The organism is Enterobacter cloacae complex sp. GYL001, assembly GCF_049237125.1.
Classification (GTDB): domain Bacteria; phylum Pseudomonadota; class Gammaproteobacteria; order Enterobacterales; family Enterobacteriaceae; genus Enterobacter; species Enterobacter hormaechei_C.
The window spans coordinates 65,302-90,881 of record NZ_JBMKGW010000008.1; the positions used below are offsets into that span (position 1 = coordinate 65,302).

Here is a 25,580-nt window from a genome sequence, read left to right on the forward strand (position 1 = left end):
TCCTGCACCCCTTATTCCCTTTTCTGCTTCTAAATCACCAAACGGTATATAAAACCGTTACTCCTTTAGACTCCGTTATAAATATTATGACTATAAGATAGTCATCACATTTATAAGGGTGCGCAATGGCCGTTACTGTACTGAAAAAAGGATCGCTGGCACTGGCAGGTTTACTGCTGGTGGCGCAGGCGCAGGCAACCGAGTTGCTGAACAGTTCTTATGATGTTTCACGCGAGCTGTTTGCCGCCCTTAATCCCGCATTTGAACAGCAGTGGGCGAAAGATAACAACGGCGACAAGCTGACCATCAAACAGTCGCACGCTGGTTCATCCAAGCAGGCGTTGGCCATTTTGCAGGGGCTGAAAGCGGATGTGGTGACCTACAACCAGGTCACGGACGTGCAGATCCTGCACGACAAAGGCAAGCTGATCCCGGCGGACTGGCAAAGCCGCCTGCCGAACAATAGTTCGCCGTTCTACTCCACCATGGGCTTCCTGGTGCGCAAGGGCAACCCGAAAAACATTCACGACTGGAACGACCTGGTGCGTTCTGACGTCAAGCTGATTTTCCCGAATCCGAAAACCTCCGGCAACGCGCGTTATACCTATCTGGCGGCGTGGGGCGCGGCGGACAAAGCTGACGGTAACGATAAAGCGAAAACCGAACAGTTTATGACCCAGTTCCTGAAAAACGTCGAAGTGTTTGATACCGGCGGCCGGGGCGCAACCACCACTTTCGCCGAGCGCGGGCTGGGCGACGTGCTGATTAGCTTTGAATCCGAAGTGAACAATATTCGTAAACAGTACGAAGCGCAGGGCTTCGAAGTGGTTGTCCCGAAAACCAACGTTCTGGCCGAGTTCCCGGTGGCGTGGGTGGATAAAAACGTCAAAGCCAACGGCACTGAGAAAGCGGCAAAAGCCTATCTCAACTATCTGTACAGCCCGCAGGCGCAGACGGTGATTACTGACTATTACTACCGCGTTAATAATCCGGACGTGATGAACAAGCTGAAAGACAAATTCCCGCAGACCGAGCTGTTCCGCGTGGAAGATCATTTCGGCGCCTGGCCTGAGGTGATGAAAACGCATTTTGCCAGCGGCGGTGAGTTAGACAAATTGCTGGCGGCGGGGCGTAAGTAATGTTTGCAGGATCAACAAGACGTGTGCTGCCGGGTTTTACCTTAAGCCTCGGGACCAGCCTGCTGTTCGTCTGTCTGATTTTATTGTTACCGCTCAGCGCTCTGGTGATGCAGCTCGCTGAGATGAGCTGGTCCCAGTACTGGGAAGTGGTCACCAACCCGCAGGTGGTGGCGGCCTACAAGGTCACGCTGCTGTCTGCGTTCGTGGCCTCGATTTTTAACGGCGTGTTTGGCCTGCTGATGGCATGGATCTTAACCCGCTATCGCTTCCCGGGCCGCACGCTGCTCGACGCCCTGATGGATCTGCCGTTTGCCCTGCCGACGGCGGTGGCCGGTTTGACGCTGGCGTCGCTGTTCTCCGTGAACGGCTTTTACGGCGAATGGCTGGCGAAGTTTGATATTAAAGTGACCTATACCTGGATCGGTATCGCGGTGGCGATGGCCTTTACCAGCATCCCGTTTGTGGTACGTACCGTGCAGCCGGTGCTGGAAGAGTTAGGCCCCGAATACGAAGAGGCCGCGGAAACCCTGGGCGCCACGCGCTGGCAGAGTTTCCGTAAGGTTGTGCTGCCGGAACTTTCTCCGGCCTTGCTGGCGGGGGTGGCGCTTTCCTTTACCCGCAGCCTCGGTGAATTTGGCGCGGTCATTTTTATCGCCGGGAACATCGCGTGGAAAACCGAAGTGACCTCGCTGATGATTTTTGTCCGTTTGCAGGAGTTTGATTATCCGGCCGCGAGCGCGATTGCCTCGGTGATCCTTGCCGCGTCGCTGCTGCTACTGTTTTCGATTAACACTCTGCAAAGTCGCTTTGGTCGACGTGTGGTAGGTCACTGATGGCGGAAGTTACGCAATTGAAGCGCTATGACGCGCCCCGCATCAACTGGGGCAAATGGTTTCTGATTGGTACCGGCGTGCTGGTCTCCGCATTCATTCTCGTCGTGCCGATGGTGTACATCTTCGTGCAGGCCTTCAGCAAAGGGATTATGCCCGCGCTGCAAAACCTGGCCGATCCGGACATGCTCCACGCCATCTGGCTGACGGTGATGATTGCCCTGATCACCGTCCCGGTGAATCTGGTGTTTGGCGTATTGCTGGCCTGGCTGGTAACGCGCTTTAACTTCCCGGGGCGTCAGCTGCTGCTGACCCTGCTGGATATCCCGTTTGCGGTGTCTCCGGTGGTGGCGGGTCTGGTTTATCTGCTCTTCTACGGCTCCAATGGCCCGCTGGGCGGCTGGCTGGATGAACACGACCTGCAAATCATGTTCGCCTGGCCGGGGATGGTGCTGGTGACCGTCTTTGTCACCTGTCCGTTCGTGGTGCGCGAGCTGGTGCCGGTGATGCTCAGCCAGGGCAGCCATGAAGATGAAGCCGCGGTGCTGCTCGGCGCTTCCGGCTGGCAGATGTTCCGCCGCGTCACGCTGCCGAATATCCGCTGGGCACTGCTTTACGGCGTGGTGCTGACCAACGCCCGTGCGATCGGTGAGTTTGGCGCGGTGTCGGTGGTATCCGGCTCGATTCGCGGCGAAACCCTGTCGCTGCCGTTACAGATTGAATTACTGGAACAGGACTACAACACCGTCGGTTCCTTTACTGCCGCAGCGTTGCTGACGCTGATGGCGATTTTGACCCTGTTTTTGAAGAGTGTGGTGCAGTGGCGTTTAGAGAATCAGGAAAAACGTCAGCATCAGGAGGGAAATCATGAGCATTGAGATTGCCAATATTAAGAAGTCTTTTGGTCGCACCCAGGTGCTGAATGATATCTCGCTGGATATCCCTTCCGGACAAATGGTGGCGCTGCTGGGGCCGTCTGGCTCCGGTAAAACCACGCTGCTGCGTATTATCGCCGGGCTTGAACACCAGACCAGCGGACATATTCGCTTCCACGGTACGGACGTTAGCCGCCTGCACGCCCGCGACCGTAAAGTGGGCTTTGTATTTCAGCATTATGCGCTGTTCCGCCACATGACGGTATTCGACAACATCGCGTTTGGCCTGACCGTGCTGCCGCGTCGTGAACGTCCAGATGCCGCCGCCATCAAAGCGAAAGTGACCAAACTGCTGGAGATGGTGCAGCTTGCGCATCTGGCGGACCGCTTCCCGGCTCAACTTTCCGGCGGGCAGAAGCAGCGCGTGGCGCTGGCGCGTGCGTTAGCCGTTGAACCGCAAATCCTGCTGCTGGACGAACCGTTTGGCGCGCTGGATGCACAGGTGCGAAAAGAGCTGCGCCGCTGGCTGCGTCAGCTGCATGAGGAACTCCAGTTCACCAGCGTTTTCGTGACCCACGATCAGGAAGAGGCGATGGAAGTGGCCGATCGCGTGGTGGTAATGAGTCAGGGCAACATTGAGCAGGTTGACGAGCCAGAGCAGCTCTGGCGTGAACCGGCGACCCGCTTTGTGCTGGAGTTTATGGGGGAAGTAAACCGCCTTCAGGGCACCATTCGCGGCGGTCAGTTCCACGTTGGCGCGCACCGCTGGCCGCTGGGGTATACCTCCGCGCATCAGGGGCCGGTGGATCTGTTCCTGCGTCCGTGGGAAGTGGACGTCAGCCGCCGTACCAGCCTGGATTCACCGCTTCCGGTGCAGGTGCTGGAAGCTAGCCCTAAAGGGCACTACACCCAATTAGTGGTACAGCCCCTGGGCTGGTACACCGAGCCGTTGACCGTGGTTATGCGTGACGACGTGCCGCCGTACCGGGGGGAGCGCCTGTTTGTCGGGCTGCAACACGCGCGCATTTATCATGGCAACGAGCGCATTGAGACGCGCGAGGATATTGCTCTGGCGGAGTCAGCCTGATAGGTTATTAGTATGTTTATCGCCCGGTGGCGCTGCGCTGACCGGGCCTACAGTTATCACTGCGTCTTGTAGGCCGGGTAAGCTAAGCGCCACCCGGCTTTTTTATTGAGTAAAAATCGTGAATACACTCGAACACACCATTGGCAACACCCCTCTGGTCAAACTTCAGCGCATGGGGCCTGATAACGGCAGCGAAATCTGGGTCAAACTCGAAGGCAATAACCCGGCGGGGTCGGTGAAAGACCGGGCGGCACTGTCGATGATTGTCCAGGCCGAGAAGCGCGGTGAAATTAAGCCATGCGACGTGCTCATTGAGGCCACCAGCGGAAATACCGGTATCGCGCTGGCAATGATTGCCGCCCTGAAAGGCTACCGCATGAAGCTGCTGATGCCGGATAACATGAGCCAGGAGCGCCGGGCCGCCATGCGCGCCTATGGAGCCGAGCTGATTCTGGTGAGCAAAGAGCAGGGGATGGAAGGGGCGCGAGATTTAGCGTTAGCGATGGCGGAGCGCGGGGAAGGCAAGCTTCTCGACCAGTTCAACAACCCGGACAACCCGTACGCGCACTACACCACCACCGGCCCGGAAATCTGGCAGCAAACCGACGGGCGCATCACCCACTTTGTCTCCAGCATGGGGACCACGGGCACGATCACCGGTGTGTCACGCTTTCTGCGCGAACAGGAGAAGCCGGTGACGATTGTCGGCCTGCAACCGGAAGAGGGGAGCAGCATTCCGGGTATCCGCCGCTGGACGGCGGAGTATATGCCGGGCATCTTTAATGCGCAGCTTGTGGACCAGGTGCTGGATATTCATCAGCGCGAGGCGGAAAATACCATGCGTGAGCTGGCCGTGCGTGAAGGTATCTTCTGCGGCGTCAGCTCTGGCGGTGCCGTAGCGGGTGCGATCCGGGTGGCTGAGTCCACGCCGGGGGCGGTGGTCGTAGCGATTATTTGCGATCGCGGCGACCGTTATCTGTCTACCGGCGTCTTTGGTGAAGAGAGTTATTCGCAGGGGGCGGGGATTTAAGCGTCATGGAGATGATTTTATTCCGGGATAACACCCGGGCGCAGCAAACCGATATTGTCGCCGTACAGTCGCAGGTGGTGTACGGCAGCGTGGGAAACAGCATCGCGGTGCCGAATATTCGAACCCACCGGTTGAACGTTACCGCCGTGCCAACGGTGCTGTTCAGCAATACGCCGCACTACGACACCTTCTACGGCGGGGTGATCCCGGACGAGTGGTTCAGCGGCTACCTTAAGGCGCTGGAAGAGCGCGAGATCCTGCGCGAGCTTAAAGCGGTCACCACCGGCTATATGGGCAGCGCCAGCCAGATCGCGCTGCTGGCGAAGTGGCTGAAGGCAATCAAAGTGCAACATCCCGATCTGCTGGTGCTGGTTGACCCGGTAATTGGGGATATCGATAGCGGGATGTACGTGAAGCCGGATATTCCTGAAGCCTACCGTGAGCATCTGCTCCCGCTGGCCCAGGGCATTACGCCCAACGTGTATGAACTGGAAGTGCTGAGCGGCAAACCGTGCCGTACGCCGGAGAGCGCCATTGCCGCCGCGCAGGGGCTGCTGTCCGACACGCTGAAATGGGTGGCGATCACCAGCGCGCCAGTGGCTGACGATCCGCAGAATATCCACGTCGTGCTGGTGAGCGAAGAAGGTGTTACCGTAAGCGCGCACCCGCGCGTAGAGACGGATCTGAAAGGAACGGGCGATCTGTTCTGTTCAGAGCTGGTCAGCGGCATTGTGGGAGGGAAGACCGTTGCCGATGCCATTCGCATGGCGGGCGATCGGGTGACTGACGTTATGATCTACACGCAGTCGAAAGGCTATGACGAGCTTATTCTGCCGGCATAAACAAAAATGGCGCCCGAAGGCGCCATTTTTCTGTGCGGCAAGAATTACTTCTTGATGCGGATAACCGGGGTTTCACCCACGGTGACGCTGCCAGACAGTTTGATCAGTTCTTTGATTTCGTCCATGTTGGAGATAACAACCGGAGTCAGGGTAGACTTCGCTTTTTCTTCCAGCAGCGGCAGATCGAATTCAATTACCGGGTCGCCAACTTTAACACGCTGGCCTTCTTCCGCGATACGTTTGAAGCCTTCGCCTTTCAGTTCAACGGTGTCGATACCGAAGTGAACGAACAGTTCGATACCGCTATCGGATTCGATAGAGAACGCATGGTTGGTTTCAAAAATTTTACCGATGGTGCCGTCAACTGGAGCAACCATTTTGTTGCCAGTTGGTTTGATAGCAATGCCATCACCAACGATTTTCTCAGCAAACACTACATCCGGCACGTCTTCGATGTTGACGATCTCGCCGGAGAGCGGAGCAACAATCTCAATAGTTCCGGAGTCTTTCTTGTCATCAGAAACCAGAGATTTCAGTTTATCGAACAAACCCATGATCTTCTCCTAAGCAGTAAATTGGGCCGCATCTCGTGGATTAGCAGATTGTTTTTTCTTCAATGAACTTGTTAACCAGCGTCATTAACTCGTCCGTTGTCGGTTGAGCAAGAGCCTGCTCTGCTAACACCTTCGCATCTTCGAAGTTCGTGTTACGGATAATCTTCTTAATGCGCGGGATGGAAATGGCGCTCATAGAGAATTCGTCCAGACCCATACCCAGCAACAGAAGTGTAGCACGTTCGTCGCCTGCAAGCTCACCACACATGCCAGTCCATTTACCTTCTGCATGAGAAGCATCAATAACTTGCTTGATCAAATTCAGTACGGACGGTGACATTGGCTGGTAGAGATGTGAAATCATATCATTACCACGGTCAACTGCCAGGGTGTACTGCGTTAAATCATTGGTACCGATACTAAAGAAATCAACTTCTTTGGCTAAATGACGCGCAATGGTCGCGGCTGCCGGTGTTTCCACCATCACGCCGATCTCAATGGATTCGTCAAATGCTTTACCTTCGTCGCGCAGTTCCTGTTTGTAGATTTCGATCTCTTTCTTCAGTGCACGCACTTCTTCAACAGAAATGATCATCGGGAACATGATGCGCAGTTTACCGAAAGCGGAGGCACGCAGAATAGCGCGAACCTGGTCACGCAGGATCTCTTTGCGATCCATGGCGATACGCACGGCACGCCAGCCCAGGAACGGGTTCTCTTCTTTCGGGAAGTTCATGTACGGCAGCTCTTTGTCGCCACCGATGTCCATAGTACGGACGATTACAGCCTGCGAGCCGCACGCTTCCGCAACCGCTTTGTACGCTGCAAACTGCTCTTCTTCCGTTGGCAGAGCGTCGCGATCCATGAACAGGAATTCAGTACGATACAGACCTACACCTTCCGCGCCGTTGCGCTCAGCGCCGTCAACGTCACGTACGGTACCGATGTTAGCGCACACTTCAACCTGATGGCCGTCCAGCGTGATAGCTGGCAGATCTTTCAGTTTAGCGAGTTCCGCTTTCTCGGTAGCAACCTGCTCCTGAACGGAACGCAGCTGCTCGATCACATCGTTAGTTGGGTTGACGTAAACCACATTGTTTACGGCATCCAGAATCAGATAGTCGTCGTTTTTAACCTGGGAGGTAACGCTACCGGTACCCACAATGGCTGGCAGCTCCAGAGAACGCGCCATGATTGAGGTGTGGGAGGTACGTCCACCTGCATCAGTAATGAAACCCAGCACCTTGTTCAGGTTCAGCTGTGCGGTTTCAGACGGCGTCAGGTCAGCGGCAACCAGGATGACTTCGTCCTGAATCGCGCTCAGATCGATGATGGCCAGACCCAGGATGTTGCGCAGCAGGCGCTTACCGATGTCACGTACGTCAGCCGCACGTTCTTTCAGGTATTCATCGTCCAGCTCTTCCAGGGCAGATGCCTGACCTTCGATAACTTCATGCGCAGCCGCGTCGGCCGTCATGCCTTTATCTTTAATCAGGGCTATGATTTCCTGCTCCAGCTCCTCATCTTCGAGCAGCATAATGTGCCCTTCGAAGATGGCTTCTTTTTCTTCACCGAAAGTTTCGCCAGCTTTAGTTTTAATCGCTTCCAGTTGCGCAGATGCCTTGGCACGACCGCTCAGAAAACGTTCAACTTCCTGATCAACCTTGTCGGCAGAAATTTTTTTCCGGTCAATGACGATTTCGTCTTCTTTCAGCAGCAATGCTTTGCCGAAAGCGATACCCGGGGATGCTAAAATGCCTGAAATCATAACCCTACCTTACTTGTGACTGATATTGAAAAGAACCCGGTAAACTTACTCGAGTTCAGCCATCAGCTTAACCAGATGCTCAACTGCTTTCTGCTCGTCTTCACCTTCAGCGGAGATGGTAACAACGGTACCCTGAGTCAGGCCCAGAGTTTGCAGCTTGAACAGGCTTTTTGCGCTAGCGCTTTTGCCGTTGGAAGTCACAGTGATTTCAGAAGTGAAGCCTTTCGCTTCTTTAACAAACTGAGCAGCAGGGCGGGTGTGCAGACCGTTCGGAGCGGTAATGGTAACTTCTTGCTGGAACATTGTATTTCCCCAACTTATAGGTTTAGTGTTGTGGAACTAAAGTCTAGCCTGGCGACTTAACTTTAGCCTGTATAGTTAGCGCTGACGTTTCAATCGTCATTAAACATTATGCAGTGAAAGCAAGACTTGAACCAAATCATAAAATCGATTCAGCAGCGCTATTTCGTTCACCGATTAATTTCGCGCATCAAAATAATTGCTGGTTTAAATACCAGACCCAACGGGGTGAAGCAATGCCAGGAGGGGTAAAACTTTGAAGCAGGCCACAAAAAAGCACCTGAAAAGGTGCTTTTTTACGCGTTTTTAACATGCTGGCATCACTGTTGCAGTTCTTTCTCTGTGAAGAGATCGGCGAACAGTGCTGTGCTTAAGTAACGCTCACCCGAAGACGGTAGGATAACCACAATGTTCTTATTGGTAAAGGTTTCATCTTCCAGCAGTTTGAGGGCTGCCGCAACCGCCGCACCGGAAGAGATACCCGCCAGAATGCCTTCCTCGTCCATCAGGCGACGCGCCGTGGAGATGGCTTCTTCATTGGTAATGGCGACGACTTTATCGATCAGCTTCAGATCCAGGTTGCCTGGAATAAAGCCAGCGCCGATACCCTGGATTTTGTGAGGGCCAGGTTTGATCTCTTCGCCTGCCAGCGCCTGAGCGATAACCGGTGAGTCGGTTGGCTCAACGGCAACGGTAATCAGATCTTTTTTACCTTTCGTGCCTTTAATATAGCGAGACACACCGGTCAGCGTACCGCCGGTGCCTACGCCGGAGATAAACACATCAACCTGACCGTCGGTATCTTCCCAGATTTCCGGGCCGGTGGTTTTCTCATGAATTTCCGGGTTGGCCGGGTTGCTGAACTGCTGGAGCAGCAGATACTTTGCCGGATCGCTGGCAACAATTTCTTCGGCCTTCTGAATCGCGCCCTTCATGCCTTTTGCGCCTTCGGTCAGGACCAGGTTCGCACCCAGCGCTTTCAGCAGCTTACGACGCTCAATGCTCATGGTTTCAGGCATAGTCAGCGTCAGCTTATAGCCACGCGCCGCCGCAACATAGGCCAGAGCGATACCGGTATTGCCGCTGGTGGGTTCAACCAGCTCAACGCCAGGTTTCAGCACGCCACGCTTTTCAGCATCCCAAATCATATTCGCACCGATACGGCATTTAACGCTGAAGCTTGGGTTACGAGATTCGACCTTCGCCAGAATGCGTCCATTACCGATACGGTTCAGTCGAACCAGGGGCGTATGACCGATAGTCAGCGAGTTGTCTTCATAAATCTTACTCATGGCCTGTCCTTAACTGTATGAAATTGGGATACCGACCCAGCATACCTGTTGAACAGGTATGGGGAAGTAAGGAAATCGCATATCTATATGCTGCAAGGAAATAATGGGGATCAGTATGGAATAAGGGGCGGCATAAGCCACCCCTCTTTTACACATTTTTGCATTACTTCCATAACGCGTGCTTAGCACGGTAGCAGTCCACCCACATCGCCGTCGCGCCGCAAACGGCAACGGGCATGATGAACAAATTCAGGAAAGGGATCATGGTGAACAGGCTGGTCAGCGCGCCAAACTGCATGTTGGCAACCTTCTGAGTGCGCAGGGCAGTGCGCATCTCTTTAAACGGCACTTTGTGGTTATCGAACGGATAATCACAGTACTGGATAGCGAGCATCCAGGCGCTGAACAAGAACCACAGCACGGGTGCGACCGTCTGGCCAATCCCGGGTACAAAATAAAGAATAAGCAGCACAATCGCCCGCGGCAGGTACCAGGCGAACTTCTGCCATTCACGCTTCATGATGCGGGGGAGATCTTTCACGATCCCCAGTACGCCCGTGTCAGGTGGCGTCGCACCGGTCAGGCGCGCTTCCAGCTGTTCGGCCAGCAGACCGTTGAACGGCGCGGCTATCCAGTTTGCTATCGTCGAAAAGAAATAGCCGAAAACCAGCAGCACGGAGATAACCGCAATCGGCCAGAGCAGGTAGTCTAGCCACTGTAACCAGTCCGGCACATAGCTCATCAGGGAAGGGATCCAGCTTTCCAGTCTGGTGAACAGCCACCAGAAGGCCCCGCCCATCAGAATAATGTTGATCAGTAACGGCAAAATAACGAAGCGTCGAATGCCCGGCAGGGAGACCAGTTTCCAGCCCTGAGAAAAGTACCAGACCCCGCTGCGTGGGGCAGAAGAAGATGTTGAAACCATACCAGGCTGTACTCCTTTTTACACAACCAGTGGAATTGCCCGCCTATATTATCCAGTTACGGGCCAATGACCAGTTCGGAAATGTTCGAAAAACCAGCAAAAAGCACGATTTAGTTCATCTTTATGCTGTGAATGCTCTGCATACACTTGCACTTGACGTAAACGGCAAATACTCTTAGTGAGTAAATGTTTGCCGTGGTGGCAAGGTGTTAGAACAACAGAGAATATAATGATGCAGGATTTGCGTCTGATATTAATCATTGTTGGCGCGATCGCCATAATCGCTTTACTGGTACATGGTTTCTGGACCAGCCGTAAAGAGCGTTCCTCTATGTTTCGCGATCGTCCACTGAAGCGCATGAAGTCCAGTCGTGACGACGATGACGTTGAAGACGACATCGACGGTCCTGACGACGACGGCGTGGGTGAAGTTCGTGTTCATCGGGTCAATACTGCGCCCGGCGCAGCGCATGGAGAGCATGAAGCCCCCCGCGCTCCGCAGCACCAGTATCAACCACCGTATGCCTCTGCCCAGCCGCGCCAGCCAGCGCCGCCGCCAGTGGAAGAACCTGTTCGTCATCCGCCGCAGCAGCCTGTGCAACAGCAGCCCGTTGCGCCACAGCCTGTACAGCCGCAACCTGTGCAACAGCCGGCACAGCCAGTGCATCAGCCACAGCCTGTTCAGCAGCCGCAGCCGGTACAACAACCGCAGCCGCAGCCTGAACCGCCTGCGCCACAGCCCGCTCCGCGCGTTGAGCCAGAGCCGGTCGCAGAGCCAGAACCGGTTGTTGAAAAGCCGCAGCGTAAAGAAGCGGTGATCATCATGAACGTGGCTGCTCATCATGGCACCCATCTGAACGGTGACGTGCTGCTTAACAGCATCCAACAGGCAGGCTTCAAGTTCGGCGACATGAATATTTTCCATCGCCACCTGAGTCCTGACGGTAGCGGTCCGGCGCTGTTTAGCCTGGCCAATATGGTCAATCCAGGCACGTTTGACCCGGAAATGACCGGTGATTTCGTCACGCCGGGGGTTACGATCTTTATGCAGGTGCCGTCCTACGGTGACGAGCTGCAAAACTTTAAGCTGATGCTACAGTCCGCTCAGCACATCGCCGACGAAGTGGGCGGTGTGGTGCTCGACGATCAGCGTCGAATGATGACGCCGCAGAAACTGCGCGAGTATCAGGACCGCATCCGCGAAGTTAAGGAAGCGAACGCGTAATCGTCGCGTTAACTTCACCTCCTCCTCAACCCCCGCCTGTCGGGGGTTTTTCTCATTGATGGTGCGATATGGACTCAATCGAACAACAACTTACTGAACTGCGAACCACGCTTCGCCATCATGAATATCTCTATCATGTTATGGACGCACCGGAAGTGCCGGATGCGGAATATGACCGCCTGATGCGTGAACTGCGCGAGCTGGAAGCGCAGCACCCCGAACTGATTACGCCCGATTCCCCAACGCAGCGCGTCGGCGCGGAACCGCTGGGCGCTTTCAGCCAGGTGCGCCATGAAGTGCCGATGCTGTCGCTGGATAACGTGTTTGATGAAGAGAGTTTTCTGGCTTTCAACAAGCGTGTGCAGGATCGCCTGAAGAGCATCGACAATCTGAGCTGGTGCTGCGAGCTAAAGCTGGATGGTCTGGCCGTTAGCATTCTTTATGAGAACGGCGTGATGGTGCGTGCCGCAACGCGCGGCGACGGCACTACCGGGGAAGACATCACCACTAATGTGCGCACTATTCGTGCGATCCCGCTGAAACTGCGTGGCGATAACATTCCCGCCCGGCTGGAAGTGCGCGGGGAAGTGTTCCTTCCGCAGGCGGGCTTCGAGAAGATCAACGAAGAAGCGCGTCGTACCGGTGGGAAAGTGTTTGCAAACCCGCGTAACGCGGCGGCAGGTTCGCTGCGTCAGCTCGATCCACGAATCACCGCGAAGCGACCGCTTACTTTCTTCTGCTACGGCGTCGGGATCCTGGAAGGCGGTGACCTGCCAGATACTCACCTGGGTCGTTTAATGCAGTTCAAAGAGTGGGGGTTACCGGTTAGCAACCGCGTGCAGCTCTGCGACTCTCCGGAGGCGGTGCTGGCGTTCTATCACAAGGTTGAAGAGGATCGTCCCACGCTCGGGTTTGATATTGATGGCGTGGTGATCAAGGTTAACTCGCTGGCGTTGCAGGAACAGTTAGGATTTGTGGCCCGTGCGCCGCGCTGGGCGGTAGCCTTTAAGTTCCCGGCGCAGGAGCAGATGACCTTCGTTCGCGACGTGGAGTTTCAGGTAGGGCGTACGGGGGCGATTACGCCTGTGGCGCGTCTGGAGCCTGTGCAGGTGGCTGGCGTGCTGGTAAGTAACGCCACGCTGCATAACGCCGATGAAATTGCCCGCCTGGGCCTGCGCATTGGTGACAAAGTGGTGATTCGCCGCGCGGGCGACGTGATCCCACAGGTGGTTAACGTTGTGGAGTCTGAACGTCCTGCCGATACCCGTGCCATCGAGTTTCCAGCCCACTGTCCGGTATGTGGTTCGGACGTTGAGCGCGTGGAAGGTGAAGCGGTAACGCGCTGTACGGGCGGGTTAATCTGCGGCGCGCAGCGTAAAGAGTCCCTGAAGCACTTTGTCTCCCGCCGGGCGATGGACGTCGACGGAATGGGTGACAAGATTATCGACCAGTTAGTTGAGAAAGAGTACGTCCATACGCCAGCGGACCTCTTTACCCTGACGGCAGGTAAGCTGACCGGTCTTGATCGTATGGGGCCAAAATCTGCCCAGAACATCGTTAACGCGCTCGAGGCGGCCAAAAACACCACCTTTGCCCGTTTCCTTTACGCGCTTGGCATTCGTGAAGTCGGAGAGGCGACAGCGGCAGGGCTGGCGGCGTATTTCGGCACGCTGGACGCGCTGGAGAAAGCCACCATCGACGAGCTACAGAAAGTCCCTGATGTCGGCATTGTGGTCGCTACCCACGTTTTCAACTTCTTCGCCGAAGAGAGCAACCGTGAAGTGATCGGTAAATTACTGGAACAGGGCATTCACTGGCCTGCACCGGTAGTGGTTAATGCCGAAGAGATCGACAGCCCGTTTGCCGGTAAAACGGTGGTGCTGACCGGCAGCCTGAGCCAGCTCTCGCGCGATGACGCGAAAGCGCGCCTGGTGGCGTTGGGGGCAAAAGTGGCGGGCAGCGTATCGAAGAAAACCGACCTGGTGATTGCCGGGGAAGCGGCCGGTTCGAAGCTGGCAAAAGCGCAGGAGCTTGGCATCGAGGTAATCGACGAAGCGGAAATGATGCGCCTGTTAGGAGAGTGACGTGGAAAAAGAGCAGCTCATTGAGATCGCCAATACGGAGATGCCGTTCGGTAAATATAAGGGTCGCAGGCTGATTGATTTACCGGAAGAGTATCTGCTGTGGTTTGCCCGTAAGGATGAGTTCCCCGCCGGGCGTCTGGGCGAGCTGATGGCTATCACGTTACTGATCAAAACAGAGGGGCTGACCCAGCTGGTTCAGCCCCTGAAACGTCCTTAAACTTTCGCGGCGCGGGTCTCTTCCTGCGCCAGCTTTTCAGTCTGCGCCTTGTACCGCCGCGCCAGTACCGCGCACACCATCAGCTGGATCTGATGGAAAATCATCAGCGGCAACACCATCATCCCAATGACGGACGTCGGGAACAGAATATTGGCCATTGGGATCCCGTTGGCCAGGCTCTTTTTCGATCCGCAAAATACAATGGTGATTTCATCGGCCTTATTGAAGCCGCATTTGCGGGCTACAAAGACGTTAACCGCGATGACAATGGCCAGCAAAACGATGCTTACCACCACAATAAACAGCAGCGATCCAGCGCCCACCCTGTGCCAGATGCCGTTCACCACGGCTTCGCTGAAGGCCGTGTAAACCACCAGCAGAATTGAGCTTTGGTCCGTTTTCCCGATCCATTTTTTATGTTTTGCCACAAACGCCCCAATCCAGGGACGGGATAAGTGTCCGAGCACAAACGGCAGCAGCAGTTGCAGACAAATTTTACCCACCTGCTCCAGATTACCTTCCGCCCCGTGCATATTCATCAGCAGACCGACCAGCAGCGGTGAAACAAAGATCCCCAGCAGGCTGGAAGCGGAAGCAGAACAAACCGCCGCCGCGACGTTACCGCCCGCCAGCGAGGTAAAGGCAATAGCGGACTGCACGGTGGCCGGCAAAATGCACAGATAAAGGAAACCGGTATACAGCGCCGGATCGACATTCACCGGCGCCCACCAGGCGAACAGCACGCCCAAAACCGGGAAGAGGATAAAGGTGCTGCACATTACCCACAGGTGTAGTCGCCAGTGGCTACCGCCTGCAATAATGGCTTCCCGGGAGAGTTTGGCGCCATGCATAAAGAACAGCAGGGCAATGGCTGCCGTGGTCAGTCCTTCAATAACCGGAACGAAACTGCCCCGCGCCGGGAAGAACGAGGCCAGCAAGACGACACCAATCAGGGTCAGCGTAAACGGATCAAGGATACGAAAAAGTTTCATAATCACTCCTGAAAACAGATGCCGCTATTGTGCTTCCTTCCCTTTGAGAAATAAAATTGATTTATTGCATCCATTCATGAATTAAACAGATGAATTATTCGTTACGTTAGCTTCGCGTTTTCGTCACCGTCGCGCAGGCCCGCAGCTTTAGCCGGGCAGGGGAGATCATTGGCCTCAGCCAGTCGGCGGTGAGCCATAGCGTTAAGGAGCTTGAAACGCAAACGGGAGTGAAGCTGCTCGACCGTACGACGCGAGAAGTGGTACTCACCGAAGCGGGACAGCAGCTGGCAATGCGACTGGAAAGGCTGCTGGATGAACTGAACAGTACGCTCAGGGATGTTGGCCGGCTCGGACAACAGCTTTCCGGTACCGTGAGAGTGGCGGCGAGCCAGACGATTTCAGCGCATCTTATTCCCCAGTGTATCGCTGAAAGTAATCACCGCTATCCGGATATCGATTTTGTTTTGCACGACAGGCCGCAGCAGTGGGTACTGGAGAGTATCCGTCAGGGGGATGTGGATTTTGGCATCGTTATTGATCCCGGAGCGGTAAGCGACCTGGAATGTGAAGTGGTGCTCTCAGAGCCCTTTTTATTGCTCTGCCGCGATGATGATCCGCTGGCATCGCTGCCACACGTGGCCTGGCAGGCCTTGCAGGGGGCAAACCTGGTGTTACAGGATTATGCATCAGGCAGCCGTCCGCTGATAGATGCCGCTCTGGCCGCGCAGGGTGTTAAGGCAACCATTGTGCAGGAGATCGGGCATCCTGCCACGCTCTTCCCGATGGTCGAAGCGGGGATTGGCATCAGCGTTCTGCCGGCGCTGGCGCTGCCACTGCCGCAGGGGAGTCGTTTAACGGTGAAGCGTTTCGTACCCTGTGTCGAACGCCAGCTGATGCTGGTACGCCGTAAAAACAGGTCACTTTCCGGCGCGGCGCATGCCTGCTGGGATGTGGTGCGTATGCAGGCCGAACGTTTGATGGAGGCCCGCACACGCGATCCACTTTTTAACGAAACCAATAATCAGATGTAGATATTAATCTGATGCTCCGCGGAGGGCTTATTGATGCCTTCCGCGACTGCCTGACCTTTTTCCTGTTTTGGCATCGCCTCTTCTGCCTGCTGACGCTGCAATTGCGCCAGTTGTGCCTGCAACATAGCCAGCTGAGATTCGAGTAATTCCTGCTGCTTTTGCTTCTCTTCTGCTGTGGCATCACCCATGGCCACTTCTTTGAGCTGCTGAGTGACTTTCGTTATCTGTTTGGTCAGACGGGTGATTTGAGAAGCAATGTCGTTTCCGCCGGAGCTGTTATCTACGCTGCCGATTTCCATCGCCGACAGAGAAACGGGCTTAAGAGTTGTCATATTGAGATCCTTTTCGCCATAAAATAGAGGTATCGGCAAAGAAGGCGTGAGCTTGAGTAAAACAAGCGGTCTGGCTGCAATGGGGATGTGCTATATCGCAGATAGCAAAAAAGCGCCTTTAGGGCGCTTTTTTACATTGGTGGGTCGTGCAGGATTCGAACCTGCGACCAATTGATTAAAAGTCAACTGCTCTACCAACTGAGCTAACGACCCGAAATGGTGGGCGATGACGGGCTCGAACCGCCGACCCCCTCCGTGTAAAGGAGATGCTCTACCAACTGAGCTAATCGCCCATTTCGGAACTGCTGCGATAAGGTGAGAATGGTGGGCGATGACGGGCTCGAACCGCCGACCCCCTCCGTGTAAAGGAGATGCTCTACCAACTGAGCTAATCGCCCAATCTCAATGCTTATCTACACTGCGAGTCTACCGAAGTAGATGGTGGGTGATGACGGGCTCGAACCGCCGACCCCCTCCGTGTAAAGGAGATGCTCTACCAACTGAGCTAATCACCCCCGCTGTGTGGAGTCGCATTATAGGGAGAGTTGAAAATGAGTCAACGCATTTTCTAAAGTTTTTATTCGTTCGTCGTAAAATTAGTCAAAACGATCGCAAAACGGACTGTGGTGCATGATTTATAAACAAAAACAGCAATCTCGAACCGGATAAAGTGATCGACATTGAGGAATCGGCCCACAGTGATAGAATATTGCCCATTGTTTTCTTCCCGGAATTTGCCGATTACCGGCATCTTTATAACGTAAGGCCATTTCATGAAAATCAAAACTCGCTTCGCGCCGAGCCCGACAGGCTATCTGCATGTCGGTGGTGCACGTACCGCTCTCTACTCCTGGCTTTTCGCACGTCACAACAACGGTGAGTTTGTGCTGCGTATTGAAGACACCGATCTGGAGCGCTCAACGCCGGAAGCAATTGAAGCCATTATGGATGGGATGAACTGGCTGAATCTGGCGTGGGACGAAGGCCCATACTTCCAGACCAAACGTTTTGACCGCTATAACGCCGTAATTGACGAGATGCTGGTGGCAGGCACGGCCTATAAGTGCTACTGCTCCAGGGAGCGTCTGGATGCGCTGCGTGAAGAGCAAATGGCAAAAGGCGAAAAACCGCGTTATGACGGTCGTTGCCGCCATGACCACAGCGAGCATGCTGCGGATGAGCCTTGCGTAGTGCGTTTTGCTAACCCACAGGATGGCTCTGTTATCTTTGATGACCAGATCCGTGGTCCGATCGAATTCAGCAACCAGGAGCTGGATGACCTTATCATTCGTCGTACTGACGGATCGCCAACCTATAACTTCTGCGTAGTTGTGGACGACTGGGATATGGAAATCACTCACGTGATCCGTGGTGAAGACCATATCAATAACACCCCGCGTCAGATCAACATTCTGAAAGCGCTGAACGCGCCTGTACCGGTGTATGCGCACGTATCAATGATCAACGGTGACGACGGTAAAAAGCTGTCCAAACGTCATGGCGCGGTGAGCGTGATGCAGTACCGTGATGACGGCTATCTGCCGGAAGCGCTGCTGAACTACCTGGTGCGTCTGGGCTGGGCTCATGGTGACCAGGAGATCTTCAGCCGCGAAGAGATGATCGAGCTGTTCTCTCTAAACTCGGTCAGCAAATCAGCCAGCGCGTTCAACACTGACAAACTGCTGTGGCTGAACCATCACTACATCAATACCATGCAGCCAGAATATGTGGCGACTTATCTGCAATGGCACATTGAGCAGGCAAACATCGATACCCGTACGGGCCCTGAACTGGCGGATCTGGTGAAGCTGCTTGGCGAGCGTTGCAAAACGCTGAAAGAAATTGCTGAAAGCTGCCGTTACTTCTATGAAGAGTTTGACGCGTTCGACGCCGACGCGGCCAAGAAACACCTGCGTCCGGTTGCGCGTCAGCCGCTGGAAGTGGTGCGTGATAAACTCGAAGCCATTACCGAATGGACTGCGGAAAATGTTCACCACGCGATTCAGGCTACCGCTGATGAGCTGGAAATTGGCATGGGTAAAGTCGGTATGCCGCTGCGCGTTGCGGTGACGGGGGCAGGCCAGTCTCCGGCGCTGGACGTGACCGTTCATGCCATCGGCAAATCACGTAGCGTTGCGCGTATCAACAAAGCGCTGGGCTTTATTGCTGAGCGTGAAAGCCAGCAGTAATACTCGTGTAATACAAAAAACGGCAGGTTACCCTGCCGTTTTTTATGCCTGTTATTCAGCAATACCAAGACGCGTGAGAAAACCCTGCAACCCTTCACGAGCGAGCAACTTGTGCAAACGTTCCTGTTCGACAGTCGTCATGTTTTCCAGCGAGTCGATAATTTGTGGAAGCAGGCTGGATGAGGTTGCCACGCCGTAGTGGGAAGGGCTTTCCGCCACATGGTAAACAGCCCGACGGTTACGAATGGCGGGAAGACTAATGATGTGCTCCTTAACGTGCGCATCAATACATATCACCCTCGCTCTTCCGCCTTTTACACCGTTGATACCCTCCGTTTTCCATCCCTTCTGTCGTATCCAGCGATTAACGGTTTGTCGGGCTACGCCCAGACTGTCCGCCAGCTCTTCCGTGGTCATTTTGCTGCGTAATCTTTTCATATCAGCGTTGGTCGCGAATCCCTAAACGTTGTAACAAGCCGGTAATCCCTTCCCGCAGTAACAGCGATGTCATCTGCTTTTGCTCTTCCGGCGTCATTTCATTCGCCAGCGTCAGAAGCAGGGCATGAAGCGAGCCCTCATGGTACGCCTTATCTGGCAGTTCCGGCGTCTCTGTTGCCCTGCGCGCGCTGCGAATAAAGTCGCGCACTTTTTCATTGACGTGTACCAGACGCGCTTTGCCACCCTGAACGCCTGGCTTTGGCGATGTAATCCAACCCTCTTTGCGTACCCATTTATTGATGGTCTGTCGGCTATAGCCAGTGAGCAGGGCTAACTCTTCTGGCGTCATTCGTTCCTTGATCATACAATTTCCTGAATATCTGTGGGGTTAATTAGTGGTTCATTTTATAGCACCGTTTTACGTGAAAACGTGACAAGCTTAACTCCTGGCTGCGAGCAGGCTCGCAAAGTGATTCATTTGCATGATTTTTCGGCGATTGAAAGGCGGAGGCTGAATTTGCCGTTGACACTCTGCGGCGGAATTCATATTATGCCGCCCGTCAACATGACAGCTTTACGACGGGGCTATAGCTCAGCTGGGAGAGCGCCTGCATGGCATGCAGGAGGTCAGCGGTTCGATCCCGCTTAGCTCCACCAAACTCTGAACCCAACAGAGTGCGGTAGGTAAAGTAACATGTGGGGCTATAGCTCAGCTGGGAGAGCGCTTGCATGGCATGCAAGAGGTCAGCGGTTCGATCCCGCTTAGCTCCACCAAAATTTAAACCCTCGTCGCAAGACGGGGGTTTTTTTATATCTTGTAAAATATTTTAGACTGTTTTTGTTGCAATTAACGTCGTTTTCTACACCTCACCTCAATCCAAATCAATAAACAAGTCTATAAATAGACCTGAACTTGATTCGTGTTATTAATAAACCTATTATCCATGCGGTCAATGAGACGATGGTAAAATAGATTATCCGGATTAATGAATAGAAAAATTTACAATAATGTAAAGATATTTATGATTGCCCTGGCGCTAAGCCTGATTGCGATTCCTTTTTCTCGTTATATCTCTCCACGGGCCATCGTCAGCGAAAATGATGTTTATCTGGCGTGGTTGCCCTTAAGTGCCATGCTCGCCATCGTGTTGTTATTTGGACGACGGGCAATCATTCCTTTGCTGTTAAGTTTTAGTATTACTAATATTTATAATCTTGATTTAGCACCACTACAATCTGCCGTATTATTATGTTGTCAGACGTTTACCGTCTTCGCCGCCTGTGGCGTCATCCGTCTGGTGCTGGGCAAGCGCTGGCGACACAGCATACCGAATAAGTACATTGGCATACGTATTTTCTGGCTCGGATTTATGGTGCCTGTGGGCATCAAATTATCGATGTATCTGGCGGGATATTTATTTGATTTCCCGGTGACAATCTCCTCCTATTTCGGCGAAGGCTCTGCAATTTATAACGTTATCGATATTCAGAGTCTGATTTGTGCCGCCCTGATTTTCACCATGATGTTCTATTATCCGTTAAGAATGATTATTAATCCTCGCTATGCCCGAACATTCTGGCGGCGAAGCGTGAAGCCCCTCTTTTGTCACAAAAAAGCGTTATTTATCGTTGTGTGGCTGATGCTGTTGATCTCGATGATCGCTATTTTATGCGCGCCTTTTGAGTCGCAGTTTATTGCGGGTTATTTGATGCCAATCGTTTTCATTCTTTTCACCCTGGGGATTGGTCGTCTGAGCTATGCGCTCATCTCTTTATTCTGGGCGGCCTCGGCGCTCATGCTGCTGACCTATAATTATAATTTTCTTAATGGCGTTGAATCGGGCCACTCGCTCTCCTTTATCCTGTCGGTGCTAATCTCTTTCGCCATCTGCCTGCTTTACATGTCGCGGATCTATCAGAAAAGTGAATGGCTGAAACAGGGGTGGCAGGAGAGGGCGCTTACCGATCCGCTCACCGGTCTGCCTAACATTCGTGCGCTGGAAGTGTTTTTACAGCACCATCCCGAGGCCAAAGTCTGCTGCCTGCGCCTGGATAATCTCGAATTCCTGAGCCGTCACTACGGCATCCTCATGCGTGTACATTGTAAAAAGATGATAACCGCGTCGCTGCAACCGTTATTGCAAAAAGACGAGAAGCTCTTCCAGTTGCCGGGCAGTGAGCTGGTAGTGGTCTTGCTGGGTCCGGGCACGGCTGAACGTCTGCAATATATGGTTGATCATCTGAACAGCCGTAAGATTATCTGGAACAAGACTGAGCTCGACATCGAGTTTGGCGCCTCCTGGGGTGAAGTGCCGGATGGAGAAAGCCTGCATCACACGCTGGGTCAGCTGAGCTGGCTCTCCGAGCAGTCCTGTGCCGGGCACAACGTCCTGGCGTTAACCAACAGTCTGGATGATGTCTCCGGTCAGACGACGGACAGAGTGCTGATGCTGGCCCGCATAAAACGCGCCCTTGATATCGGTGGGCTTCACCTTTACGCCCAGCCAATCCATAACGCGCGTGGGGAAGGGTACTTTGAAATCCTCTCAAGGCTTGAAAGCGAGGGGGAGATCATCACGCCTGATCGCTTTATTCCGCTGATTGCTCAGTTTAACCTGAGCCACCGATTTGACCTGAACGTGGTGGAAAAATTGCTGATGTGGATGCGCAGCCATCCGTCCGAACGGGCCGGAACGCGGTTCTCCGTTAATCTGATGCCGCTGACGCTGATGCAAAATGAGATAGCGGCTGAGATCATCGCGCTTTTTGAACGCTACGCCATTGCGCCGCAAGATATCGTCATTGAGATCACCGAGGAACAGGCTTTCTCTGACTCGGGAAGCAGCATCAACAATATCCAGCAGCTGCGGGATTACGGCTTCCGCATTGCTATTGATGACTTTGGTACCGGCTATGCCAACTTTGAGCGCCTGAAGCGGCTGGAGGCCGATATCATTAAGATCGATGGCTGCTTCGTGAAAGATATCTGCACCGACAGCATGGATGCGATGATCGTGCAGTCCATTTGCAACATGGCCAAAACGAAATCGCTTTGTGTGGTGGCTGAATATGTGGAATCGGCTGAACAACGCGAGATGTTGCTGCGATTTGGCGTGGACTATTTGCAGGGCTATTTGATTGGTAAACCAGTGCCCCTGACGGCGCTGGAGGCATAAAAAAACCGGGTGCGAGGACTCCCGGTTTTTATTACGCGGTATGAATTACAGAACCAGTGCTGCGATAGAGGCAGACAGGACGCTCACCAGTGTTGAACCGTAAACCAGCTTCAGGCCAAAGCGAGAAACGACGTTACCTTGCTCTTCGTTCAGTCCTTTAATCGCACCAGCGATAATACCGATGGAAGAGAAGTTCGCGAAGGAGACCAGGAAGACGGACAGGATCCCTTCCGCACGAGGGGAGAGTGTGCTGGCAATCTTCTGGAGATCCATCATCGCCACGAACTCATTGGAAACCAGTTTCGTTGCCATGATACTGCCCACCTGCAACGCTTCGTGAGCGGGCACGCCCATCACCCAGGCAATCGGGTAGAAGATGTAGCCCAGAATACCCTGGAAGGAGATACCGAGTACGGCCGCAAACAGGGCGTTCAGCGCAGCGATCAGCGCGATAAAGCCAATCAGCATCGCGGCGACGATAATTGCAACCTTGAAACCCGCCAGAATGTATTCACCCAGCATTTCGAAGAAGCTCTGTCCCTCGTGCAGGTTTGACATCTGAATGTTCTCTTCGCTGGCATCCACGCGGTACGGGTTAATCAGCGAAAGCACGATAAAGGTGCTGAACATGTTCAGAACCAGCGCCGCAACCACATATTTTGGTTCCAGCATGGTCATATACGCGCCCACGATAGACATGGAAACGGTAGACATTGCGGTTGCCGCCATGGTGTACATGCGGTTACGGGACATCTTGCCGAGAATATCTTTATACGCAATGAAGTTCTCAGACTGACCCAGGATCAGCGAGCTGACTGCGTTAAAGGATTCCAGTTTGCCCATGCCGTTAACTTTCGATAACAGGAAGCCGATCGCACGGATAACCACCGGCAGAACGCGGATGTGCTGAAGGATACCGATCAGGGCAGAGATGAAGACGATAGGGCAGAGCACCTTCAGGAAGAAGAAGGCCAGACCCTGATCGTTCATGCTGCCAAAGACGAAGTTTGTCCCTTCGTTGGCAAATCCGAGCAGTTTTTCGAACATTTCGGAGAAGCCTTTCACGAAGCCCAGGCCTACGTTGGAGTTCAGGAAGAACCACGCAAGTAAAACTTCAATGACCAGCAGTTGGACAACATAGCGAATACGAATTTTTTTGCGGTCTGTGCTGACCAGCAATGCAAGTGCAGTAACGACAACGAGTGCCAGGACAAAATGAAGGACGCGGTCCATATTTGCTCCAAATATGAGGCAGGTTTAATTTCCGTGCACATTCTATGTAACAAGCACAAAGAAAACGAGATCAAGCCCACACTATAGTTACATCCTGTGACGAGTCTCAAAAATAGTGATCAACAAGACATTTTTGTTATGTTAGGTAAATGAGTGAAAAGTTAAGTTTGTGTGCTACGCTTCACAAATGTCTGCGCATTTTCACATTCTGTGACCTTGCTCCACCTGCCTGTCTATCGTTCCTGACTATCAGAGAAATCATGTTAACCGTTACAAATGAACTTGATAATCATTCTCATTTTGATAGCATAAAACATAGCAAAGGCTATATTTCCAGAGGCAGAAATGACGAATAGTCGCGTAGAGAGTAGCAGCGGCAGAGCGGCACGCAAGCTGCGGTTCGCATTAATGGGACCGGCATTCATTGCCGCGATTGGCTACATCGATCCGGGTAATTTTGCGACCAATATTCAGGCCGGGGCCAGTTTCGGCTATAAACTGCTGTGGGTTGTGGTATGGGCCAATCTGATGGCGATGCTGATTCAGATGCTCTCCGCGAAGCTGGGTATTGCTACCGGAAAAAACCTGGCGGAGCAAATCCGCGATCATTATCCACGTCCGGCAGTTTGGTTTTACTGGGTTCAGGCGGAAATTATCGCCATGGCCACCGATCTCGCCGAGTTTATCGGGGCGGCGATCGGCTTTAAGCTTATCCTGGGCGTCTCCCTGCTTCAGGGGGCGGTGCTGACCGGTATCGCCACTTTCCTGATTCTGATGCTCCAGCGGCGGGGACAAAAACCGCTGGAGAAAGTCATCGGCGGCCTGCTGCTGTTCGTCGCTGCCGCCTATATTGTTGAGCTGATTTTCTCCCAGCCGAATCTGGCGCAGCTGACGAAAGGGATGGTGATCCCGTCGTTACCCACTTCTGAAGCCGTTTTTCTGGCTGCCGGAGTGCTGGGGGCGACCATCATGCCGCACGTCATTTATCTGCACTCTTCATTAACCCAGAATCTGCATGGCGGGACGAGTAAAGAGCGCTACTCCGCCTCGAAATGGGATGTGACTATCGCGATGACCATTGCCGGATTTGTGAATCTGGCGATGATGGCGACCGCCGCCGCCGCGTTCCACTTTAACGGGCATACCGGGGTTGCCGATCTCGACCAGGCTTACCTGACGCTGGAGCCGCTACTGAGCCATGCCGCTGCCACTATTTTTGGTTTAAGCCTGGTTGCTGCGGGTCTTTCATCTACGGTTGTGGGGACACTGGCCGGGCAGGTGGTGATGCAGGGGTTCGTACGTTTCCATATTCCGCTGTGGGTTCGCCGCTCGGTCACGATGCTGCCTTCCTTTGTTGTGATCCTGATGGGGCTGGATCCGACCCGCATTCTGGTGATGAGTCAGGTACTGCTAAGTTTCGGGATTGCGCTGGCGCTGGTGCCACTGCTGATCTTCACCAGTAATAAATCGCTGATGGGCGAACTGGTGAATTCGACGTGGGTGAAGCGCGCCGGGTGGGCCATTGTGGTCGTGGTGGTGGCGTTAAACTTGTGGTTGCTGATAGGCACAGCCGCAGGCCTGTAAAAGAAAAAGGAGCCGGAAGGCTCCTTTTTGTTGTTAATGGTGATGGCCGTGACCGTGGCCTCTGCCTTTTCCATGACCCCAGCCGCCACGGCGGTCGTCACGATCGTTCCAGCCTTCGCGGTAGCCGCGTTCGTAAGCCTTACGCTTATCCCAGCCACGGTGATAGCCGTTATCGTGTTTCCACCAGCGGTTTTGACGCCATTCATAATGGCGATGCCAGTAGTCACGGTCGCGCCAGTAGCCACCGTCCCAATATCTGCCGTAGTCATCACGATCGCCAATTTGTAATTTAATCGATGGCAACAGGGTGATTTCGCCCGCACTGGCGACCAGCGGGGCCGAAACCAGTAATACCGCTGCAAGAATCAGTGACCTGAACATACTCTTCTCCTTCACGATCGGGGCCGCTGTGCGACCTGTTAACGCAATTTTACGAG

General features: G+C 53.8%; 23 protein-coding genes, 6 tRNA genes and 1 pseudogene. 15 read left to right on the forward strand and 15 right to left on the reverse strand.

The window, feature by feature from the left end; translation table 11 throughout:
- Positions 1 to 125: 125 nt before the first annotated feature.
- The 6 genes from ACOTWU_RS15160 to pdxK all read left to right on the forward strand — a co-directional run bounded on the left by ACOTWU_RS15160 (position 126) and on the right by pdxK (position 5,803).
- On the forward strand, positions 126 to 1,139 hold the full coding sequence (locus ACOTWU_RS15160) for a sulfate ABC transporter substrate-binding protein (protein ID WP_126498873.1): 1,014 nt from the start codon (positions 126 to 128) through the stop codon (positions 1,137 to 1,139).
- On the forward strand, positions 1,139 to 1,972 hold the full coding sequence (gene cysT, locus ACOTWU_RS15165) for a sulfate/thiosulfate ABC transporter permease CysT (RefSeq protein WP_017383478.1): 834 nt from the start codon (positions 1,139 to 1,141) through the stop codon (positions 1,970 to 1,972). Before ACOTWU_RS15160 ends, cysT begins: the two co-directional genes overlap by 1 nt.
- Positions 1,972 to 2,847 (forward strand): sulfate/thiosulfate ABC transporter permease CysW, encoded by an 876-nt coding sequence (gene cysW, locus ACOTWU_RS15170; protein WP_003861305.1) that lies wholly within the window; start codon positions 1,972 to 1,974, stop codon positions 2,845 to 2,847. Before cysT ends, cysW begins: the two co-directional genes overlap by 1 nt.
- Complete coding sequence (cysA, locus tag ACOTWU_RS15175) at positions 2,837 to 3,931, forward strand: sulfate/thiosulfate ABC transporter ATP-binding protein CysA (RefSeq protein ID WP_017692966.1); 1,095 nt, start codon at positions 2,837 to 2,839, stop codon at positions 3,929 to 3,931. Before cysW ends, cysA begins: the two co-directional genes overlap by 11 nt.
- Before the next feature lie 118 nt (positions 3,932 to 4,049).
- Positions 4,050 to 4,961: a cysteine synthase CysM gene (gene cysM, locus ACOTWU_RS15180; RefSeq protein WP_017692967.1), complete on the forward strand. Its 912-nt coding sequence runs from the start codon at positions 4,050 to 4,052 to the stop codon at positions 4,959 to 4,961.
- A 5-nt stretch (positions 4,962 to 4,966) separates the two neighbouring features.
- On the forward strand, positions 4,967 to 5,803 hold the full coding sequence (gene pdxK / locus ACOTWU_RS15185; protein WP_032649006.1) for a pyridoxine/pyridoxal/pyridoxamine kinase: 837 nt from the start codon (positions 4,967 to 4,969) through the stop codon (positions 5,801 to 5,803).
- Positions 5,804 to 5,847: 44 nt separating this feature from the next.
- Here pdxK and crr read toward each other — a convergent pair whose 3' ends face one another.
- The 5 genes from crr to cysZ all read right to left on the reverse strand — a co-directional run bounded on the left by crr (position 5,848) and on the right by cysZ (position 10,642).
- Positions 5,848 to 6,357, reverse strand: a complete 510-nt coding sequence (gene crr / locus ACOTWU_RS15190) for a PTS glucose transporter subunit IIA (RefSeq protein WP_003861316.1) — start codon at positions 6,355 to 6,357, stop codon at positions 5,848 to 5,850.
- A 40-nt stretch (positions 6,358 to 6,397) separates the two neighbouring features.
- Positions 6,398 to 8,125: a phosphoenolpyruvate-protein phosphotransferase PtsI gene (ptsI, locus tag ACOTWU_RS15195; protein WP_006811455.1), complete on the reverse strand. Its 1,728-nt coding sequence runs from the start codon at positions 8,123 to 8,125 to the stop codon at positions 6,398 to 6,400.
- Between the two features lie 45 nt (positions 8,126 to 8,170).
- Positions 8,171 to 8,428, reverse strand: a complete 258-nt coding sequence (gene ptsH / locus ACOTWU_RS15200; RefSeq protein ID WP_000487600.1) for a phosphocarrier protein Hpr — start codon at positions 8,426 to 8,428, stop codon at positions 8,171 to 8,173.
- A gap of 317 nt (positions 8,429 to 8,745) precedes the next feature.
- Positions 8,746 to 9,717 carry a cysteine synthase A gene (gene cysK / locus ACOTWU_RS15205; protein WP_006811453.1) on the reverse strand — a complete coding sequence of 324 codons (972 nt, stop codon included), beginning with the start codon at positions 9,715 to 9,717 and terminating at the stop codon, positions 8,746 to 8,748.
- A gap of 163 nt (positions 9,718 to 9,880) precedes the next feature.
- Positions 9,881 to 10,642 carry a sulfate transporter CysZ gene (gene cysZ, locus ACOTWU_RS15210; protein ID WP_006811452.1) on the reverse strand — a complete coding sequence of 254 codons (762 nt, stop codon included), beginning with the start codon at positions 10,640 to 10,642 and terminating at the stop codon, positions 9,881 to 9,883.
- Positions 10,643 to 10,871: 229 nt separating this feature from the next.
- On the opposite strand from cysZ, the gene zipA reads away from it, so the two are divergent.
- The 3 genes from zipA to ACOTWU_RS15225 all read left to right on the forward strand — a co-directional run bounded on the left by zipA (position 10,872) and on the right by ACOTWU_RS15225 (position 14,168).
- Positions 10,872 to 11,867 carry a cell division protein ZipA gene (gene zipA, locus ACOTWU_RS15215; RefSeq protein ID WP_015572226.1) on the forward strand — a complete coding sequence of 332 codons (996 nt, stop codon included), beginning with the start codon at positions 10,872 to 10,874 and terminating at the stop codon, positions 11,865 to 11,867.
- A 68-nt stretch (positions 11,868 to 11,935) separates the two neighbouring features.
- Positions 11,936 to 13,951 (forward strand): NAD-dependent DNA ligase LigA, encoded by a 2,016-nt coding sequence (ligA, locus tag ACOTWU_RS15220; protein WP_017383473.1) that lies wholly within the window; start codon positions 11,936 to 11,938, stop codon positions 13,949 to 13,951.
- A gap of 1 nt (position 13,952) precedes the next feature.
- Positions 13,953 to 14,168, forward strand: coding sequence for a DUF3820 family protein (locus ACOTWU_RS15225; RefSeq protein WP_104950400.1), 216 nt, complete (start codon positions 13,953 to 13,955; stop codon positions 14,166 to 14,168).
- Here the strand turns inward: ACOTWU_RS15225 and ACOTWU_RS15230 are convergent.
- Positions 14,165 to 15,160 (reverse strand): bile acid:sodium symporter family protein, encoded by a 996-nt coding sequence (locus ACOTWU_RS15230; protein ID WP_015572227.1) that lies wholly within the window; start codon positions 15,158 to 15,160, stop codon positions 14,165 to 14,167. The two genes, ACOTWU_RS15225 and ACOTWU_RS15230, sit on opposite strands and share 4 nt — an antisense overlap.
- Before the next feature lie 89 nt (positions 15,161 to 15,249).
- Between ACOTWU_RS15230 and ACOTWU_RS15235 the strand changes: the two are divergent.
- A pseudogene (locus ACOTWU_RS15235) lies at positions 15,250 to 16,191 on the forward strand (LysR family transcriptional regulator).
- On the opposite strand, the gene ACOTWU_RS15240 reads toward ACOTWU_RS15235, so the two are convergent.
- The 5 genes from ACOTWU_RS15240 to ACOTWU_RS15260 all read right to left on the reverse strand — a co-directional run bounded on the left by ACOTWU_RS15240 (position 16,182) and on the right by ACOTWU_RS15260 (position 17,038).
- Positions 16,182 to 16,523: a FlxA-like family protein gene (locus tag ACOTWU_RS15240; RefSeq protein ID WP_017383471.1), complete on the reverse strand. Its 342-nt coding sequence runs from the start codon at positions 16,521 to 16,523 to the stop codon at positions 16,182 to 16,184. The pseudogene ACOTWU_RS15235 and the gene ACOTWU_RS15240 overlap by 10 nt on opposite strands.
- Before the next feature lie 137 nt (positions 16,524 to 16,660).
- A tRNA-Lys gene (locus tag ACOTWU_RS15245) sits at positions 16,661 to 16,736 on the reverse strand.
- Positions 16,737 to 16,740: 4 nt separating this feature from the next.
- A tRNA-Val gene (locus ACOTWU_RS15250) sits at positions 16,741 to 16,816 on the reverse strand.
- A 29-nt stretch (positions 16,817 to 16,845) separates the two neighbouring features.
- Positions 16,846 to 16,921, reverse strand: a tRNA-Val gene (locus ACOTWU_RS15255).
- A 41-nt stretch (positions 16,922 to 16,962) separates the two neighbouring features.
- A tRNA-Val gene (locus tag ACOTWU_RS15260) sits at positions 16,963 to 17,038 on the reverse strand.
- A 258-nt stretch (positions 17,039 to 17,296) separates the two neighbouring features.
- Here ACOTWU_RS15260 and gltX point away from each other — a divergent pair.
- Entirely contained in the window at positions 17,297 to 18,712 is a 1,416-nt protein-coding gene (gene gltX / locus ACOTWU_RS15265; RefSeq protein ID WP_015572231.1) for a glutamate--tRNA ligase, read from the forward strand.
- Between the two features lie 51 nt (positions 18,713 to 18,763).
- On the opposite strand, the gene ACOTWU_RS15270 is transcribed toward gltX, so the two are convergent.
- Both ACOTWU_RS15270 and ACOTWU_RS15275 read right to left on the reverse strand, forming a co-directional pair.
- Entirely contained in the window at positions 18,764 to 19,150 is a 387-nt protein-coding gene (locus tag ACOTWU_RS15270; protein ID WP_017383469.1) for a YfeC-like transcriptional regulator, read from the reverse strand.
- A 1-nt stretch (position 19,151) separates the two neighbouring features.
- Positions 19,152 to 19,514 (reverse strand): YfeC-like transcriptional regulator, encoded by a 363-nt coding sequence (locus ACOTWU_RS15275; protein WP_015572232.1) that lies wholly within the window; start codon positions 19,512 to 19,514, stop codon positions 19,152 to 19,154.
- A 217-nt stretch (positions 19,515 to 19,731) separates the two neighbouring features.
- Here ACOTWU_RS15275 and ACOTWU_RS15280 point away from each other — a divergent pair.
- From ACOTWU_RS15280 to ACOTWU_RS15290, 3 genes are all read left to right on the forward strand, one after another.
- A tRNA-Ala gene (locus tag ACOTWU_RS15280) sits at positions 19,732 to 19,807 on the forward strand.
- 41 nt (positions 19,808 to 19,848) lie between these two features.
- Positions 19,849 to 19,924 (forward strand) — tRNA-Ala (locus tag ACOTWU_RS15285).
- A 212-nt stretch (positions 19,925 to 20,136) separates the two neighbouring features.
- The gene (locus ACOTWU_RS15290; protein WP_126498872.1) at positions 20,137 to 22,326 is read left to right on the forward strand and encodes a sensor domain-containing phosphodiesterase; all 2,190 of its coding nucleotides are present in this window, start codon (positions 20,137 to 20,139) and stop codon (positions 22,324 to 22,326) included.
- Between the two features lie 45 nt (positions 22,327 to 22,371).
- Here ACOTWU_RS15290 and nupC read toward each other — a convergent pair whose 3' ends face one another.
- A complete protein-coding gene (gene nupC / locus ACOTWU_RS15295; RefSeq protein ID WP_006811440.1) occupies positions 22,372 to 23,559 on the reverse strand; it encodes a nucleoside permease NupC in 1,188 nt (395 codons plus the stop codon).
- Positions 23,560 to 23,904: 345 nt separating this feature from the next.
- Between nupC and ACOTWU_RS15300 the strand changes: the two genes are divergently transcribed.
- Entirely contained in the window at positions 23,905 to 25,143 is a 1,239-nt protein-coding gene (locus ACOTWU_RS15300) for an Nramp family divalent metal transporter (protein WP_023295104.1), read from the forward strand.
- A 33-nt stretch (positions 25,144 to 25,176) separates the two neighbouring features.
- On the opposite strand, the gene ACOTWU_RS15305 is transcribed toward ACOTWU_RS15300, so the two are convergent.
- Positions 25,177 to 25,524 (reverse strand): DUF2502 domain-containing protein, encoded by a 348-nt coding sequence (locus ACOTWU_RS15305; protein WP_033487398.1) that lies wholly within the window; start codon positions 25,522 to 25,524, stop codon positions 25,177 to 25,179.
- Positions 25,525 to 25,580 lie beyond the last annotated feature (56 nt).